Origin of the sequence: Rhizobium sp. AG855 (genome assembly GCF_003610655.1) — a bacterium.
Taxonomy (GTDB): Bacteria; Pseudomonadota; Alphaproteobacteria; order Rhizobiales; family Rhizobiaceae; genus Allorhizobium; species Allorhizobium wuzhouense.
Window position 1 is genome coordinate 148,557 of the sequence record NZ_RAQG01000004.1, and the last position, 16,986, is coordinate 165,542.

Below are 16,986 nucleotides of genomic sequence, written 5' to 3' on the forward strand. Positions count from 1 at the left end.
GTTTCAGATTCAGGATGCGAGATCCGTCACGCGCTCAAGATGCACCAGCCTCGCGTCGGTGGCCTTAGCGAAAGCGGCGGAACGGCCGATGTAGAGCAGGGTCGTGCCGGTCATTTCTCCGAGCAGCGCTGCCAGACGAGCCTCTGTCTCCGGCTCCAACCCCTCCAGCACGTCGTGCATCACGATCCAGCGTGGTTTGCGCAGGAGAATGTTGGCGAAGGCAAGCGCCATCTGTTCGTCTTTGTCGAGAAGCCGTTCCCAGCGCGCGCGCTCATCGAGTCGCGTGCCGAGATGCTGCAGTCCGACCTTCTCCAATGCAGCCTTTATGTCAGCATCGGCAAAATTTGTAGACGCTACGGGATAGGCGAGCAGGCTGCGCAACCTGCCTTCCGGCAGGTAGCCAATCTGCGGCACGTAGAGGATGTCCGCCGTAGCGGGGAGAAGGATCTTTCCCGTTCCGAAGGGCCACAGGCCCGCAAGGGCATTGAAGAACAGCTTGCGATTGACCCCCTGGTCGCCATTGACCATCACATGCTCGCCGGGAACGATGTCCACATCCCGTTCGACGAGGCGAAAGGCGCCCGGATTGCCTTCGCCTGGTATGCGTGGCCCGATGACGATGCCCTTCAGACTTAGTGTTCCGTCCTTTGACGCACCGATCTGGATTCTGGGGGCATCCAGCGCCTCGTTGTCCATGGCAGCCAGAGCGGCACGGAATACCGTGACGCGGAGCAGGGCTGCGCGCCAGTCGGCAATCTGGCCGAAATTGTCGACATACCAGCGGAGAGCCGAATAGACCTGGGTGAAGGCCGCTGCCGCCATCATCAGGCCACCGAACGTGATGGTGCCGGAGAAATAGGCGGGCGAGGCGATCAGGATCGGGACGATGATCGCCAGCCAGCCAAAGCCCGCCGTCACCCAGGTGAGATTGGTGAGTGCCAGGGCCAGATGCCGTATCGATCCCAAAACGCTGTCCAGCGTTTGATGGATGTGACGGCTTTCGGTCTCTTCGCCTCGGGCGACGGCAATGGCCTCGAGGTTTTCATTCGCGCGCATCAGCGAAAATCGCAGATCGGCCTCGCGGGCATAACGTTCGGCGTTGAGGTTCGACAGCTTATGTCCGACAAGGCGGCTCAAAAGCGATGCAGCAAGCGCATACAAAATCGCGCCCCACACCATGTATCCGGGAATCCGGAAGCTCCATTCCCCAAGCTTGAAGACGATGTCGCTCGACAGGCCCCAGAGGACTCCGATGAAGCTGACCAGAAGGATGGTCGCGTTGAAGAGGCCGATCGACAACGATGTCGTCATTTCGGCGAGCTTGCGCGCATCTTCGTGCAGGCGCTGGTCCGGATTAACACCGAGTGGGCTCGTCATCGAAAGGCGGAAAGCGCGGCGCCCCTTGAGCCACTGATCGATGACGTCGCGCGTCAGGCCTTCCCGCATGTGTAGCGCTGTCATCTGGTTCAGCCATGCCTGCACGACGTTAAGGACAAGAAGCGCGCCCGCGATGGCAGCGAAATTGCGTAGCTCCTGGAGGAATGCCGGCAGGTTCCTCTGCTCCAGGGCATTGTAGAAGGGCGCATTCCAGTGGTTCAGCATCACCGTGCCATAGGCCGTGGCCAGGATGACCGCGACGAGCGCAAAGGCGAAGGTCAGAATGCGGTTGCGGATGGCCGAGTGCCAAAAGCTGTCCAGCGCAATGGCCATCTGGCGGCGGAAGCTTGCTTCGACGGAGGCGATGGTCTGATCAACGGAGGGCGACTTTCCGCTCATTTCACTCGTCATGCCTTCATGCCTTGGCTCGTTCAACTATACTCTCATTGTCTGCCTAGCATGGCGAGATTGCGTTTCGATTACCAGCGATGCGGCCGCGCAGTTTGAGCCACCTTGCACTCGGCGGCCCACCGCGCTATTTCTCCTTCTGCTCTAACGGGGTGCCCTTCGATCTTTCCGGATCGAAATGCTGAGAGGCGAAAGCCAACCCGCGGAACCTGATCCGGTTAACACCGGCGGAGGGATTAGACGCGTCGAAAGAAAACGCCCTATCCCCGATATCGATGAACTTTTGGAGGAGGGCGTCATGCCGTCATGTCTATCTAAAATTTTCCGCGCGGGCCTTGCCGCAGCCGCTTTGTCCGTCGGCCTCTCCATGCCGGTGCAGGCGGCCGACAAGGTTTTGACCGTCTACACCTATGAGAGTTTCATCTCCGAATGGGGTCCGGGGCCGAAGGTGCAGGAAGCCTTTGAAAAGATCTGCGCATGCAAGGTCCAATTCGTCGGCGTGGCGGATGGAGTTGCGCTCCTGACCCGGCTCAAGCTCGAGGGTGAAAGCTCCAAGGCCGATGTCGTGCTCGGGCTCGATACCAACCTGGTCGAGGAAGCCAAGCAGACCGGATTGTTCGACACGTCCGGGATCGACGCCTCAAAAGCGAAGGTTCCTGGCGGCTTTGCCGATGACGTCTTCGTGCCTTACGACTACGGGCATTTCGCCGTGATCTATGACACGCAGACGATCAAAACCCCGCCGAAAAGTCTGAAAGAACTGGTCGAGGGTGACCCCAGCCAGAAGATCGTCATCGAGGATCCGCGCACGTCGACGCCGGGTCTCGGCCTGCTGCTCTGGGTGAAGTCGGTCTATGGTGACAAGGCGCCTGACGCCTGGGCGAAGCTCAAGGGTCGCGTGCTGACCGTGACTCCAGGCTGGTCGGAGGCCTATGGCCTGTTCACCAAGGGTGAGGCGCCGATGGTGTTGTCCTACACCACGTCGCCGGCCTATCACATGGTCGCAGAGCAGACGGATCGCTATCAGGCGGCTGACTTCTCCGAAGGACACTACATCCAGATCGAGGTTGCCGGCATCCTCAAGAATGCACCGGAAAAGGTGCTTGCACGCCAGTTCCTCGCATTCATGCTGGAGCCCGGCTTTCAGGACACGATCCCCACCAACAACTGGATGATGCCGGTTGCCGCCACGTCCGAACCGCTGCCGGATGCCTTCGGCAAGCTCGTCCAACCGAAGACGACCTTCCTGATGAGCCCGGCAGAAGTGGCAGCCAATCGTCAGGCCTGGATCGACGAGTGGCTCAGGGCCATAACGCTGAACTGACGGGCCTGATGCTGCGCCCACTCCATCAGCTGAGACGCACGAGGCTGCCCGCTCTTGTGGGCGGTCTTCTCGTCTTGATGGCAGTATTGAGCTTTGTCGGCGTGGCGGTCGTCATGCTGCTATCCGGGCGTAAGGGTGGGCTGCTGCAGGCGTTCTCTGATCCGGTTGTTCGCTCGGTGCTGGGCTTCACGCTGTGGCAGGCTCTTCTCTCCACTTTGATTTCCGTCGGACTTGCCTTGCCCGTCGCCAGTGCGCTTGTCCGTCAGCCGTCGTTTCCTGGTCGACCATGGCTTATCCGGCTGATGGCGGTGCCGATGGGCATGCCTGTCCTGATCGGCGCACTTGGCCTGATTGGCGTGTTTGGCCGAAACGGCCTGGTTAATCACGTGCTCGCGGGTGTGGGGTTTTCTCAGCCGATCTCGATCTACGGACTTTCCGGAATTCTGATTGCCCACGTCTTCTTCAACCTGCCGCTTGCGACGCGTCTGATGCTGTCCGCGCTGGAACGTGTGCCGGCGGAATACTGGCGTTCGGCCGCCAGCCTGGGTTTTTCACCCCTGTCCACCTTCCGTTTCATCGAATGGCCGGTGCTTGCGCGGGTCATCCCAGGCGCCGCCGGTCTGATCTTCATGCTCTGCGTCACGAGCTTCACCCTCGTGCTTGTCTTTGGCGGCGGGCCGGCCGCGACCACGATCGAGGTCGCGATTTATCAGGCGCTGCGCTTCGACTTTGATCCGGCGCGCGCGGTCTCCCTTGCATTGGTCCAGATTACGGTGACTGGTTGCGTTCTCGCGGTCCTCAGTCTTTTGCCCGCAGCTGCTGATGTGGGCACGACCAGCGGCCGAGGCTTTGTCCGTTTCGATGGCCGGCACCCTGCCATCCGAATGATGGATGTGATGGTTCTGTTGTCCACCAGTCTGTTTCTCTTGCTGCCGCTTGGCCAGGTTGTCGTCTCCGGCTTGCAGGCCGACCTACTTCAATTGGTGGCCCAACCCGCATTCAGGCACGCAGCGTCGACCAGCCTTCTCGTCGCATTGGGCGCGGGTCTCGTCGCCACTTTTGGCGCCTATGGCATCATTGCAGCGCATAGCCAGCTATCCACTGACCATTCCGCATCTTTGCTCGCCCGCGTCTTCTCCATGAGTCTCGCGGGGGCTTCATCGCTGGTTCTGCTCATTCCAACCAGCGTCCTTGCCACTGGCTGGTTTCTGGCGTTGCGATTGCGGGGCGATGTGGCCGTCTTTGCGCCTGTTATCGTCATTGGCATCAACGCGTTGATGGCTCTGCCCTTTGCCGTTCGCGTGCTGGGGCCTGCCTTTTTTGAGCATCGCGCCCGTACCGGCCAACTTTCCGAAAGCCTGGGTCTGTCGGTCGGTCAGAGGTTGCGCTTCATCGACTGGCCGGTTCTGAGGGGGCCGCTCTTGACCGCGCTCGCCTTCGCGATGGCGCTTTCTTTAGGCGATCTCGGTGCCGTCGCGCTCTTCGGCTCTGAGAATATCTCCACCTTGCCGACGCTCATTTACGCGCGGATGGGCAGTTATCGCAGCAACGATGCCGATGGTCTTGCCCTGATCCTCGGTCTAATTTGCCTGGTCCTGGCACTGATCGGAGCGCCCCAAGCCATGAAGAAGAAGGAGCAGAACGATGCCGCCTAACGCGTCTGCCTCTGTCCGACTCGACAATGTTCGCCTCCTGCTTGGTAAGACCCGCTTTCATTTCGACTGCGAATTCAGGAGCGCCGCAGTCACTGCTGTCGTCGGGCCCTCGGGCGCGGGGAAGTCGACACTGCTGAACCTGGTATCTGGCTTTGAGCGCCCGGACAGCGGCGTGGTTCAGATCGGCGGAACTGATGTTACCCGTCTGGCGCCGGCAGAACGACCGATTTCCCTGGTCTTCCAGGACAACAACCTGTTTTCGCATCTGGATCTCTTCACCAATATCGGGCTCGGCATTCATCCCGCTCTCAGGCTGCGGCCAGCGGACCGCATGGCCATATCCCAGGCGCTCGAACGCGTTGGCCTCGCAGGTTACGAGCGACGCCTGCCCGGATCCTTGTCTGGCGGAGAGCGCCAGCGCGTGGCCTTTGCACGGGCGCTTGTGCGCCTACGCCCTGTGCTCCTGCTTGACGAGCCATTTGCCGCGCTCGACCCGGGCCTCCGATCCTCCATGGTCGAACTGCTTGCCGCTCTTCACGAGGAGACCGGCGCCACCGTGCTTCTGGTGACGCATGATCCGCGTGACCTTGAGCGCCTTGCCAGTCGCGTGGTTTTCATCGATGCCGGGAGCGTGCTGGTTGATGCGCCCACTGCAGCATTTCTTGCACGGTTCGATCTTCCTCCCGTCCGTGCCTTCCTTGGCGTAGCTCCTTCCGGGGAACCTTCGCCTTAATTTGGTCGTTCGCTCCTGTCATGCGGCCAGTGAATGGTTGCCCAGCGCGGCAGGGGCTTGGTCAATGCGGTTGCGGCCACTATGGTCTAGAGGATGCGACAGTTTCGCTTTATGGAAATGAGCCCATGGATCGATTCCAAACGATTCTGGAGCCAGGCAAACGGATGCTGCACCCGAGACCTGCCGACAGGGCGGAACCTCGGGCACAGGGTGAAGGGGCAGGATGCAGTTTTTCAGCCGGAACAGCGCGATGGCTGCCGATAGTGATCGGCGGCGCCGGCCTGCAAGGCTTGCGTCGACGGTGGCTGCGTTCGTTACGAGCGGGGTGATCCTGTCTTCCTGCCAGTCGCTGTTCGAGCAGGCCTATGAGCCTTCCGTCTCGCCTTCCAGCAATCCGCAGATCGTCGAGGAAGTCCAGAAGGGCGATCCCCGGGCCCAGATGGGTGCACGCGAGCATCCTCGCATCGTTGCATCGTATGGCGGGGAATATTCCGATGCGAAGACAGAACGCCTCGTTGCCCGTATTGCCGGGGCCCTGACGGCTGTCTCGGAAAACCCGAACCAGTCCTACCGGATCACCATTCTCAACTCGCCTGCGATCAACGCCTTTGCCTTGCCTGGAGGCTATCTCTATGTCACGCGCGGCCTGCTTGCGCTGGCCAATGACGCCTCTGAAGTCGCGGCCGTACTCAGCCATGAAATGGCGCATGTGACGGCCAATCACGGCATCGAGCGGCAGCGCCGAGAAGAGGCGGAAGTGATTGCGAGCCGGGTCGTCGCCGAGGTTCTCTCCAGCGATCTGGCCGGCAAGCAGGCGCTTGCTCGGGGCAAACTGCGTCTTGCCGCTTTCTCACGTCAGCAGGAACTGCAGGCCGACGTCATCGGGGTGCGAACCTTGGGCGAAGCTGGTTACGACCCTTATGCAGCTGCCCGGTTCCTCGATTCCATGGCCCGCTACAGCCAGTTTACCTCCGTCGATCCAGACGCTGACCAGAGCCTGGACTTTCTGTCGAGCCATCCGAACGCGCCGCAGCGCGTCGAGCTCGCCAAGCGCCATGCTCGCGCCTTCGGCCCCGAAGGCACTCACGGCGAAACGGGTCGTGACTATTATCTCAACGGGATCGATGGGCTTCTCTATGGCGACAGCCCGCAGGAAGGTTTCGTTCGCGGCCAGACTTTCCTGCATGGGCAGCTCGGCATTCGCTTCGACGTGCCCGTCGGTTTCCAGATCGACAACAAGGTCGAAGCTGTGCTCGCCACCGGTCCAGGTGATGTGGCCATCCGCTTTGACGGTGTGGCCGACAATCAGAAGATCAGCCTGCCAAACTATATCTCCAGTGGCTGGGTTACTGGCCTGCTGCCGGATACGATCCAGACGATTTCCGTCAATGGTCTCGAAGCCGCGACTGCAAAGGCTTCTGCTGACCGGTGGGATTTCGACATTACCGTCATTCGTATCGGACCGCAGATCTTCCGCTTTCTGACCGCTGTGCCGAAGGGCAGCCCTGCTCTCGAAACCACGGCTGCGCAGTTGCGCGCATCCTTCCGACGTATCACGCCCCAGGAGGCCGCGTCGCTGAAGCCGTTGCGGGTGCGTGTCGTGACCGTTGGCTCAGGAGATACCGTCGGGACTTTGTCTGCGCGCATGATGGGAACAGAGCGAAAGCTTGAACTCTTCCGCTTGATCAATGCTCTCGGTCCAACATCGACTGTAGCGCCTGGCATGCGGGTCAAGATCATTTCCGAGTAGGAAAAGGTCGACGCAAACGAAACAAGCCGGCGTTTCCGCCGGCTTTAGCCTTCCAAATCAATAGTATCGGTCAATAGGCCATCTCGTAGCGGGCGGCGGTCGGTGCCCTGTCGGTGAGGGCCATTTTGAGCTTTTCCAATGCACGCGTTTCGATTTGTCGAACACGCTCCTTTGAAATGCCGAGCTCCACACCGAGCTCCTCCAGCGTTGCCCCGTCTTCGGTCAGGCGGCGGGCCTTGATGATCCGATTTTCCCGCTCGTTCAAACGGTTCAGGGCATCTTTCAGCCAGCCGTTCCAGCGTTCTCCATCAATGATCGAGGTCACCTGTTCGTCCGGCAAGGCTTCTTTGCTTTCCAGCATGTCCAGCTGTTCGGTTCCTTCTCCGTTGCGCCCGGCAACTGGCGTCTGAAGCGAAGCATCATTTCCGGAGAGCCGGGCATCCATAGACTGCACATCCGAGAGGCTGACGCCGAGCGCGGTGGCAATTTCCTGATGGATCGCCTGATCCGAGAGACGATTATCGCCCTGCGCAAGCTTGGCGCGAAGGCGGCGGAGGTTGAAGAACAGAGCCTTTTGACTGGAACTTGTGCCGCCCCGGACGATCGACCAATTGCGCAGGATGTAGTCCTGCATGGATGCTCGGATCCACCAGCCGGCATAAGTCGAGAAACGCACTTCACGGCCAGGGTCGAAGCGGGCTGCGGCTTCCAGCAGGCCGATATATCCTTCCTGGATGAGATCGTTCAGCGGCAGGCCGAAACCTCGGAATTTTGACGCCATGGCGATGACAAGCCGCATGTGGGCTTGGGCAATCCGGTTCCGGGCACTCTGATCGTCGTGTTCTTTCCAGCGGATAGCGAGATCGAGCTCTTCTTCCCGTTCCAGATAGGGCTGGGACATCGCGTATCTGATGATGTGTCTGTCAGCGGATATGGCCTTCATCGAAACATCTCCCTGGGTCTTGGGGGGACCGCACGCCGGCAGCCCGTTTTCCGGCATTTCCTGTTGAACGGCCCAAAGCCGCTCATGTTCCAACCGATCCCTTTTGTGGATGGCTGGCATTGGCCTGCGAATGCTTTCTGATGAGGTTTACGCAAGCACTGGCGTGTCGGATTGCCGCCTGACCAATGGTTGGCGACTTCGGAAGGCCCTATCACGGAGAAGTGAGGTCGCTGGTCCCCTCAATCGGTCGACCAACGAAAAACGGCGCGGGTTGCCCCACGCCGTTCAATCGGTTTTGCCTTCAGTCAGATCAGGCGGACAGTGCCTTGAACTCTGCAAGGATCGCGTCACCCATCTCGACGGTCCCAACCTGGCGCGCACCGTCCGCCATGATGTCGCCGGTGCGGATACCCTTGTCGAGGACGTTGGCGATCGCCTTTTCCAGGCGGTCGGCTTCGGTCACCATGTTGAAGGAGTAGCGCAGGCACATGGCAAAGGAGGCGATCATCGCGATCGGGTTGGCGATGCCCTTGCCGGCGATGTCGGGAGCCGAGCCATGGACCGGCTCATAAAGCGCCTTGCGCTTGCCAGTCTTGCCGTCGGGAGCGCCGAGCGAGGCGGAAGGCAGCATGCCGAGCGAACCCGTCAGCATCGCAGCGACGTCGGAGAGCATATCGCCGAAAAGGTTATCGGTGACGATGACGTCGAACTGCTTCGGTGCACGGACGAGCTGCATGCCGCCGGCATCGGCCAACATGTGGTCGAGCTGGACGTCGGCAAACTTTTCCTTGTGTGTGGCGGTCACGACCTGGTTCCAAAGCACACCGGACTTCATGACGTTGCGCTTTTCCATCGAGCACACACGGTTGTTGCGGGTGCGGGCCAGTTCGAAAGCGACGGCCGAGATGCGTTCGATCTCGTAGGTATCATAAACCTGGGTGTCGACGGCGCGCTTCTGGCCGTTGCCGAGGTCGGTGATCGTCTTCGGCTCGCCGAAATAGACGCCGCCGGTCAACTCACGCACGATCAGGATATCGAGCCCTTCGACCAGTTCCGGCTTCAGCGACGAAGCGTTGGCAAGTGCCGGATAGCAGATTGCCGGACGCAGATTGGCGAAGAGTTCTAGATCCTTGCGCAGACGCAGCAGGCCGGCCTCCGGGCGGACGTCATAGGGGACGTCGTCCCACTTCGGTCCACCGACGGCGCCGAAGAGCACGGCATCTGCGGCCAGCGCCTTGGCCATGTCTTCTTCCGAAATCGCCACGCCATGCGCGTCATAGGCCGAACCGCCGACGAGGCCTTCATCGGTCACGAAGCCGGCACCCTGTTCCTCGTTCATGTAGGCGATGATCTTGCGGACTTCGGCCATGGCCTCGGGGCCGATGCCGTCACCGGGCAGCAGGAGAAGATTGCGAGCCGTCATGGAAACCCTCCACTCGAAAAAGAAGTCGCGGCTTCTTACGCGCCGGGCAGGGCCTTTTCAAGCGAGATAGGCCGGAAACGGTACGGTTCAGAGCGGGCGGTCGATGTTGGGACATGGTTGACCCGGCAGGTTCCTAGGTCCAAAACGCTGCATCCCTCCAGCCTGTTCGAGTGCCGCATGCCGCTTTCGCCCCTCCATATCGAAACACCTCTGCTTCGAACCGCCGCCGATTACAGTGAAAGCGGTCTGCCGCTGTGGTTGAAGCTCGATGCGCTGCAGCCCTCCGGTAGCTTCAAGCTACGCGGTGTCGGTCTCCTCTGCCAACATGAGGTCGCCAAGGGCGCCCGCGAGATCTTCTGTGCGTCAGGCGGCAACGCCGGTATCGCTGCCGCTGTTGCTGGGCGCGCGCTCGGGGTGCCGGTGACGATCTTCGTTCCGGAAACCACGTCGACCGAGGTTCGCACCCGCATCTCTGCTACCGGAGCAAAAGTGTTGGTACATGGGTCGGTCTTCGACGAGGCCAATGCGCATGCCGTCGCGCTCGCGGCCGAGCGCAAGGCGGCCTATGTCCATCCCTATGACCATCCGCTCCTCTGGGAGGGCCACGCCACTCTGATTGATGAGGTGGTTAAGGCTGGCGCCGAATTCGACTGTGTCGTGACGAGTGTCGGCGGTGGTGGTCTGTTGGCCGGCATTGTGGAGGGCCTCACGCGCAATGGGTTGCATGAGGTCCCTGTGATCGCGGTCGAGACGGAAGGGGCAGCTTCGCTTCATGCGGCTGTTCTTGCCAATGAACGTGTTACATTGCCGGCAATCACCTCCATTGCCAATTCGCTCGGTGCCCGTCAGGTCGCTCAGCATGTCTTCGATCTTCTGGATAAACATCCAATCGAAAGCGTCACGGTGACCGATGCTCAGGCGGTCAAAGCCTGCCTGAAATTTGCCGACGCGCAACGGATCCTCGTCGAGCCCGCCTGCGGCGCGGCCCTGGCTGTTGCCGACGTGCATGCCGATTTGCTTTCGCGTTTCAAGGCAGCGCTCATCGAGGTCTGCGGCGGTATAGGCGTGTCGCTCGCCGCGCTCGAAGCCTGGCGCGCACGCTTCCTCTGATCAAAGAAAAAAGCCGGGCACAGGCCCGGCTTCATCATCTCATTGCTTCAGTTCGCTTCAAGCCCAGGGGCGCTCAGCCGCGTTCGCCTTTTCGAAATTGGCGATGCTGTTCGCCTTTTCCAGCGTCAGGCCGATATCGTCGAGGCCATTCAGCATGCAGTGACGCTTGAAGGCGTCGAGCTCGAACGAAATCTTGCCGCCATCGGGACCGGTGATTTCCTGGGCTTCCAGATCGACGGTCAGCACGGCGTTCGAGCCGCGGCTTGCGTCGTCCATCAGCTTTTCGAGGTTCTCCGGGCTAACGACGATCGGCAGAATGCCGTTCTTGAAGCAGTTGTTGTAGAATATATCGGCAAACGAGGTCGAGATCACGCAGCGAATACCGAAATCAAGCAGAGCCCAAGGGGCATGTTCGCGCGAGGAGCCGCAACCGAAGTTGTCGCCGGCAACGAGGATCTGGGCGTTGCGGTAGGCAGGCTTGTTCAGCACGAAATCCGGGTTTTCCGAACCGTCTTCCTTGTAGCGAGCCTCGGCGAAGAGGCCGGTGCCAAGGCCCGTACGCTTGATCGTCTTGAGGTAATCCTTGGGGATGATCATGTCCGTGTCGATGTTGACGACCGGAAGCGGTGCAGCGACACCGGTGAGCTTTACGAACTTGTCCATCAGTCTGCCTTCAATCTGGCTTCAATGCTGTCGATGCCTCGCCCTTAGAGCAAAACCGCAGAAAATTGAAGGAGAATCTTGAGGCTGCCTCAGCGGCACCTGAAGTGCGAGCCGGCGCGCTAAAAGTTTATCACCCGAAATGCGGGTGATTGCAGTAGGCAGGACTTGTCTGCGATCAGAGGTCGATGATCGTGCCTTTGCCGTCGTTCCAGACGCGAACGTCTTCTCGACGCTTCGCCTTGGCGTAGACAGGCGCACGCTTCGTCTTGCCCATAAGCATGCGGGCACCGAGCGTTACGGTCAGGAGCGCACCAATCACCAGCGTCAGCGAAACCGCGAAAGCGGCTGCGAGACCGACAAAGGCAAGGGCCGCGATGGCGTAAGCGGCGGAACGGAAAATCTGCATGATCGTGTCCTTTCTCGATGACCAAGGTGGTCCTTATTCTCAAGCAATGCAAGGCCCTTTCACCCAATTGTCATCTTGCGCGGCAAGCCAAAGCTTGCCAGAACGCTCGTATGACATCCGAGGCTACTTCTTTTCGCGCGCATCATACGTCCCGGCTCCGCCGCTCGGTGCTGACGGTCCCGGCAATCAACGAGCGGGCCATGGCTAAGGTAGGCAGTCTGGATTGCGACGCCGTCATCTTCGATCTTGAAGATTCCGTCGCCGATGACCGGAAGGCCGAAGCGCGTCGCAATGTCCTCAAATTCCTGCAGAATTCGGCCCTTGGCCCTTGCGAACGCATCATCAGGACCAACGCAACGGACACCCCGCATTTCCGCGAAGACATGGCGCTCGTCCTCGAGGTTTTGCCAGACGCCGTTCTGCTGCCGAAGGTGGAGGAGCCGGTTACGGTCCAGGACGTTGCGGAAGTGCTTTCCGAACAGGATGCGGCGGAAGGTCTCAGGATCTGGGCCATGATCGAAACGCCCCGTGGCGTTCTCAATGCGGCGGCCATTGCCTCGTCCGGCCGGACCAGTGACAGTCGGCTGGACGCCTTCGTTGTCGGACTGAACGATCTGCGCAAGGCGACCGGCATCCCCGCAGCCCCAGGGCGCACATATCTCGTCCCTTATCTCATGCAGGTGGTGCTCGCCGCCCGCGCCTATGGCCTTGATGTCATCGACAGTGTGTCGAACGATTTTCGCGACCTAGAGGCCTTTGCGGAAGAATGTGCTCAGGGCAAGGCGATGGGTTTCGACGGGAAAATGCTCATACATCCGGCCCAGGTCGACGCTGCCAATTGCCACTACGGCCCATCCGAAACCGCCATCGCGGAGGCCCGCCTCGTCGCCGGCGCTTTCGCCGATCCTGCCCATGCTGGGCTCAATGTCATCAACATCGATGGGCGCATGATCGAACGGCTCCATGCGGAGCAGGCCGCTCGCTTGCTTGCCAAGGTCGCCCAAATCGACGCCAGAAAGGAAATGTCATGAAAGTCTACCGCTTCCTCACCGGACCGGACGATGCGAGCTTCTGCCACCGTGTCACCGATGCCCTGAACAAGGGCTGGGAGCTTCACGGGGCGCCCAGCCTCAGTTTCAATGTTGCGGAGAACAAGATGTTCTGCGGTCAGGCGGTGGTAAAGACCGTGCACGGCAAGGAATATCACCCGGATATGAAGTTGGGTGAGCAGTAAGATCGCTGTCGGCTGGCCGGGAAATGGGGCGAAAGGGCAAGTGCCCTCGGTCGCCTCCGGCCAAGGCGGGACGCTCGACGTCTTGAAACGTCTCTGCGTCTCCGCCATCCGGGACGAAGGACCTCAAGGTTAGCGTAGCATGAGGGCAATCGGCGGATGACTTCCTGCATGAGGCCCTTTGTGAGGAAAGGGCTTCATGCAAGCGCCTGATTCTCACGGGCAAGCACGAAGTCGTGGTGAACTGCCCAGAAACTTCCTTGGAAAGCGTAGCTCTCTGCGCGTACCGGGTCCTCAATCCTTTCGAATTTCGCGAGGAGGCTCTCCTTCACGCCGAAGACCGCATCCGAATGGATGTAGGGATCATCCGGATCGAAGATATGGGTGACGAGCGTCTCGTAGCCCTCGGCCTTGATGATGTAGTGCAGATGCGCTGGGCGATAGGGATGGCGGCCAAGCTTGCCGAGCAACTGCCCAACCGGACCGTCATCGGGGATCGGATAGAATTTCGGCTTCACCGCGCGGAACCAGTAATGCCCGTCAGGCCCGGTGCGGAAAACGCCGCGCAGGTTGAAGTCGGGCTGGATGCCCTTCTGTTGCACGTCGTAGAAGCCCTCGTCGTTCGCCTGCCAGACATCGATCACGGCATCTGCAATCGGCTTTCCCTCGGTGTCGAGGATGCGGCCCTCGATCACCATGTCCTCGCCCTTGGCATCGAGGCAGATATTGGCACCCATTGGCAGTTCAGGCGCGTCGGCCACGTGGAAGGGGCCAAGCACCGTGCTTTCCGAGGCGCCGGAGGGTTTGCGGTTGTTGACCGCATCCACCAGCATCGAAACGCCTAGCACGTCTGACAGCAGGATGAATTCCTGCCGCCATTCGTTGCACATCTGACCGGTGCGGGTCAGGAAGAGGATCGCCTCCATCCATTCGTCCTGGCTCGGCTCCAGTTCCTTGACTGCCTCGTGCAGCTTGCGGGTGATGACCTCCATCACCTGCTTGAGACGTTCGTCCTTGGCATTGGCATTGCGCCCAGTGACGACCTCGACGGAGGTCTCCTCAGTGAAGTAGCCCTTTTCATGCGCTTCCATGATCGTTCCTCACCGGTCCAGAATCGTTTTCAGGACGCGTCGCAGTTCGCTTTCGGGGTCCTTGGCGGCGGCTTCCGCGCGCCAGGCGACGTGATGGTCGGGGCGAACGAGCAGTGCACCTGAATCGCGGATTTCGCGGGCGCGTGCCCAGTCGCCAGAGAAGTCCTGCCAGGTCTGGCGGGGGCCGATATTGTGGACGGTGATCGGCAGGCCAAACTCCCTGGACAGGGCCATTGCGGCAGCGACCCAGCCATCGCCGCCGATGCCGGTCAGAACGGTGAAGACGCCATGACCGGTCAGGTCAAGGCTCGAGACCTTTTCGCCTTCCGGTCCGAAGAGCCAGACATGCGGCAGGCGGGCGCCGGGCCAGCTGGTCGGCTGGTAATGCAGTTCGGCGTCTTTCTCGAAGGCTGGTTCCGGCTGGCCATCGGTCACGACAGCGCCGGACTTGTAGCGCTGGTTCATCTCGACACCATGGGCGTCGAACTCATAGACCTTGGCGGCGATCGCCTGGCGGATCGCCTCACGCTGCTTTTCCGCATCTGATGTGTCGTTGCAGCGGGCGTCCATGTTTTCCTGCATCTTCACCGGGTCGACGGAATCGAGCAGGCCGAGCGCCTTGAAGATCGGGCCGAATTCCTCGATCGACTTGTTGGCGCGGGTGACAATCTGCTTGGCGACCGGGGCGCGTTCGGCCTGGTAGCTGTCGAGCAGGCCAATGCCGGCCTGGCCGCGGATGACGGCGGCAAGCTTCCAGGCGAGGTTGAAGGCGTCCTGGATCGAGGTGTTGGATCCCAAGCCGTTGGACGGCGGATGACGGTGGGTCGCATCGCCCATGCAGAAGACGCGACCGTTCGACATCGTGGTTGCGTACATGTTGTTGACGGTCCAGGTGGAGACCGACTTGATCTTCGGCTGCAGGTCCTGGACGCCGACGAGGTCGCGTACGACCTTGGTGGCGAAGGCATCATCGACGGCGGGTGCCGGCTGGTTGATGTCGTAGCCCCAGACGATCAGCCACTCGTTCCACGGGCGTACCATGCGGACGAGGCCCATGCCGATGCCGCCGACATCGGCGCCGGGCTGCAGCACCCAGTAGAGCACCGAGGGGCGGTGGGCGACGTAGCGCGAGAGGTCGCATTCGAAGAGGATGTTCATCGAGCCGGCGACGCCCATCTTGCCTTCGAAGGTGAGGCCGGCATGTTCGGCAACCTTGGAGTTGCCGCCGTCGGCGCCGACCAGGAATTTCGAGCGGATGGTGATGTCCTTGCCCGTCAGCCTGTCGCGGCAGGTGGTGGTGACGCCGTCTGCATCCTGCACGTGGCTCAGATACTCCGTCGACATGCGTGACTGCGCGCCGCGTGAACAGGCCGTCTTGAAGAGCAGCGGCTCCATATAGGTCTGCGGCAGGTCGTTCATCCGGCCGGGCGAGGACAGGAGATGTTCGGCGCGCGAGAGCGGATGGTTGCCCCAGCTCTGCATGCGGCCGATTTCTTCGCCGGCGACCGCCGTGCAGAAGACGTTCTGGCCCATCAGATCCTGTTCGGTCGCGAACATGTAGGCTTCGTCCTCGACGTCGCGGCCGAGATCGCGCAGCACCTCCATCGTGCGCTGGTTGGTGATGTGGGCGCGCGGCGTGTTGGCGAGCCAGCGGTAGCGGTTGATGACCATGGGCTCGAGGCCGCAGCTCGCCAGCAGTGCGGCGGTTGCCGAGCCGGCCGGCCCGGTGCCGATGATCAGGACGTCGGTGGTGATGTCAGCCATGTGGCCCTCCCTTTGTCGTTTGTTCAAGCGATCCACCCCTCAAGGTGCGGCGGACCGGAAAGAGTTCGATGCCGGTACGGTCGGTGATCAGACCCCAGATCCCGCGCGGCGCAAACAGCATGGTGATGATGGCAATCGCCCCGAGCAGCAGCAGGTACCAGGACCCGTAGCTCGACAGCGCGTTCTGCATCAGGAAGAAGATGATCACGCCGAGGATCGGGCCTTCGATGGTGCCGATGCCGCCGATAATGACGATGAAAAGCACATAGGCCGTCCAGTCGGTGAGCGAGAAGGCGGCATCCGGGGAGATGCGGGCTTTCTGCAGGTAGATCAGTGCGCCGACGACGCCGGTGATGAAGGCGGTGGAGAGGTAGATGATGAGTTTCAGCTTCTGGGCGTCCACCCCGAGCGCGCGGGCGGCCGTCTCGTTGTCACGTACGGCGGCCAGGCCCAAGCCCTGCTTGGAGCGCAGAAGGCGGTAGACGAACCAGATGGTCAGTACGAGTACGAGCAGCGCCAGCCAGAAGGCGATGGCGTCGGCGGCTGCTGCGGTTCGCATACCGAACCAGTCTTCGAGAAACGACACACCAAACATCTCGCGCGTCGCTTCACGGGGCAGCGACGTGCCGGTGCCGCCACCAAGCGCTTTCCACTGGGCAAACAGCAGGCGGCCCACTTCGGCGATAACCCAGGTGCCGATGGCGAAATAAGGGCCGTAGAGGCGGAAGGCGAAGAAGGCCGTTGGTATCGAGACCAGCGCGGCGAAAAGGCCGGCGAGCGGGATGGCGAGGATCGGATCAAGGCCGAGCAGGGTGACGAAGCCGAAGAGCGCATAGGCGCCGCAGCCGACATAGAGCTGCTGGCCGACGGAGATCAGACCGGCATGACCCGCCAGCAGGTTCCAGCTCTGGGCGAGCGCCAGCATGGTCAGGATGAAGAACAGGTCCTGAACCACGCCGCGCGAGACGACAAAGGGAGCCGCTGCCAAAAGCAGCACGAAGAGGATGGCTGCGATCGAAAACAGCGTGGAGAGGCGGGTGCGCGTCTCGACCCGCCAGGATGGTGAGGGGCGCATGACATTCGACAGGATGTCTCGGTTCGTGGTCAT

At 61.1% G+C, this 16,986-nt stretch carries 15 protein-coding genes and 1 riboswitch; of the genes, 7 read left to right on the plus strand and 8 right to left on the minus strand.

Annotated elements, in window-relative coordinates:
• Positions 1–9 precede the first annotated feature (9 nt).
• Positions 10–1,788, minus strand: coding sequence for an ABC transporter ATP-binding protein/permease (locus DFO46_RS17550; protein WP_120278382.1), 1,779 nt, complete (start codon positions 1,786–1,788; stop codon positions 10–12).
• Positions 1,789–1,923: 135 nt separating this feature from the next.
• Positions 1,924–2,038, plus strand: a riboswitch (TPP riboswitch).
• 45 nt (positions 2,039–2,083) lie between these two features.
• Here DFO46_RS17550 and thiB point away from each other — a divergent pair.
• The 4 genes from thiB (at position 2,084) to DFO46_RS17570 (ending at position 7,247) form a co-directional block, all read left to right on the plus strand.
• Positions 2,084–3,109: a thiamine ABC transporter substrate binding subunit gene (thiB, locus tag DFO46_RS17555; RefSeq protein WP_120278383.1), complete on the plus strand. Its 1,026-nt coding sequence runs from the start codon at positions 2,084–2,086 to the stop codon at positions 3,107–3,109.
• A gap of 8 nt (positions 3,110–3,117) precedes the next feature.
• Entirely contained in the window at positions 3,118–4,764 is a 1,647-nt protein-coding gene (gene thiP / locus DFO46_RS17560; RefSeq protein ID WP_120278384.1) for a thiamine/thiamine pyrophosphate ABC transporter permease, read from the plus strand.
• A complete protein-coding gene (locus DFO46_RS17565; protein WP_120278385.1) occupies positions 4,754–5,497 on the plus strand; it encodes an ATP-binding cassette domain-containing protein in 744 nt (247 codons plus the stop codon). Before thiP ends, DFO46_RS17565 begins: the two co-directional genes overlap by 11 nt.
• Before the next feature lie 250 nt (positions 5,498–5,747).
• Positions 5,748–7,247, plus strand: a complete 1,500-nt coding sequence (locus tag DFO46_RS17570; RefSeq protein WP_245408885.1) for a M48 family metalloprotease — start codon at positions 5,748–5,750, stop codon at positions 7,245–7,247.
• A gap of 70 nt (positions 7,248–7,317) precedes the next feature.
• Here the strand turns inward: DFO46_RS17570 and DFO46_RS17575 are convergent, their stop codons facing one another.
• On the minus strand, positions 7,318–8,190 hold the full coding sequence (locus tag DFO46_RS17575; protein WP_120278386.1) for an RNA polymerase factor sigma-32: 873 nt from the start codon (positions 8,188–8,190) through the stop codon (positions 7,318–7,320).
• A 310-nt stretch (positions 8,191–8,500) separates the two neighbouring features.
• Positions 8,501–9,613: a 3-isopropylmalate dehydrogenase gene (leuB, locus tag DFO46_RS17580; protein ID WP_120278387.1), complete on the minus strand. Its 1,113-nt coding sequence runs from the start codon at positions 9,611–9,613 to the stop codon at positions 8,501–8,503.
• Between the two features lie 177 nt (positions 9,614–9,790).
• Here leuB and DFO46_RS17585 point away from each other — a divergent pair, with 177 nt between their 5' ends.
• Positions 9,791–10,723, plus strand: a complete 933-nt coding sequence (locus DFO46_RS17585; RefSeq protein ID WP_120278388.1) for a pyridoxal-phosphate dependent enzyme — start codon at positions 9,791–9,793, stop codon at positions 10,721–10,723.
• A 57-nt stretch (positions 10,724–10,780) separates the two neighbouring features.
• Here DFO46_RS17585 and leuD read toward each other — a convergent pair whose 3' ends face one another.
• Both leuD and DFO46_RS17595 read right to left on the minus strand, forming a co-directional pair.
• Entirely contained in the window at positions 10,781–11,386 is a 606-nt protein-coding gene (gene leuD / locus DFO46_RS17590; RefSeq protein ID WP_120278389.1) for a 3-isopropylmalate dehydratase small subunit, read from the minus strand.
• A gap of 175 nt (positions 11,387–11,561) precedes the next feature.
• Positions 11,562–11,792: a hypothetical protein gene (locus tag DFO46_RS17595; RefSeq protein WP_120278390.1), complete on the minus strand. Its 231-nt coding sequence runs from the start codon at positions 11,790–11,792 to the stop codon at positions 11,562–11,564.
• A 110-nt stretch (positions 11,793–11,902) separates the two neighbouring features.
• Here DFO46_RS17595 and DFO46_RS17600 point away from each other — a divergent pair, with 110 nt between their 5' ends.
• The gene (locus DFO46_RS17600; RefSeq protein WP_120278620.1) at positions 11,903–12,823 is read left to right on the plus strand and encodes a CoA ester lyase; all 921 of its coding nucleotides are present in this window, start codon (positions 11,903–11,905) and stop codon (positions 12,821–12,823) included.
• Complete coding sequence (locus DFO46_RS17605; protein WP_110791321.1) at positions 12,820–13,026, plus strand: DUF1737 domain-containing protein; 207 nt, start codon at positions 12,820–12,822, stop codon at positions 13,024–13,026. Before DFO46_RS17600 ends, DFO46_RS17605 begins: the two co-directional genes overlap by 4 nt.
• Before the next feature lie 194 nt (positions 13,027–13,220).
• Here DFO46_RS17605 and DFO46_RS17610 read toward each other — a convergent pair whose 3' ends face one another.
• From DFO46_RS17610 to DFO46_RS17620, 3 genes are read right to left on the minus strand one after another with little or no spacing between them, the layout of a single operon-like run.
• Positions 13,221–14,114: an intradiol ring-cleavage dioxygenase gene (locus tag DFO46_RS17610; protein WP_120278391.1), complete on the minus strand. Its 894-nt coding sequence runs from the start codon at positions 14,112–14,114 to the stop codon at positions 13,221–13,223.
• A gap of 9 nt (positions 14,115–14,123) precedes the next feature.
• Positions 14,124–15,878, minus strand: coding sequence for an FAD-dependent monooxygenase (locus DFO46_RS17615; protein WP_120278392.1), 1,755 nt, complete (start codon positions 15,876–15,878; stop codon positions 14,124–14,126).
• Positions 15,871–16,986 carry a branched-chain amino acid ABC transporter permease gene (locus DFO46_RS17620; protein WP_120278393.1) on the minus strand — a complete coding sequence of 372 codons (1,116 nt, stop codon included), beginning with the start codon at positions 16,984–16,986 and terminating at the stop codon, positions 15,871–15,873. The genes DFO46_RS17615 and DFO46_RS17620 overlap by 8 nt, the downstream gene beginning before the upstream one ends.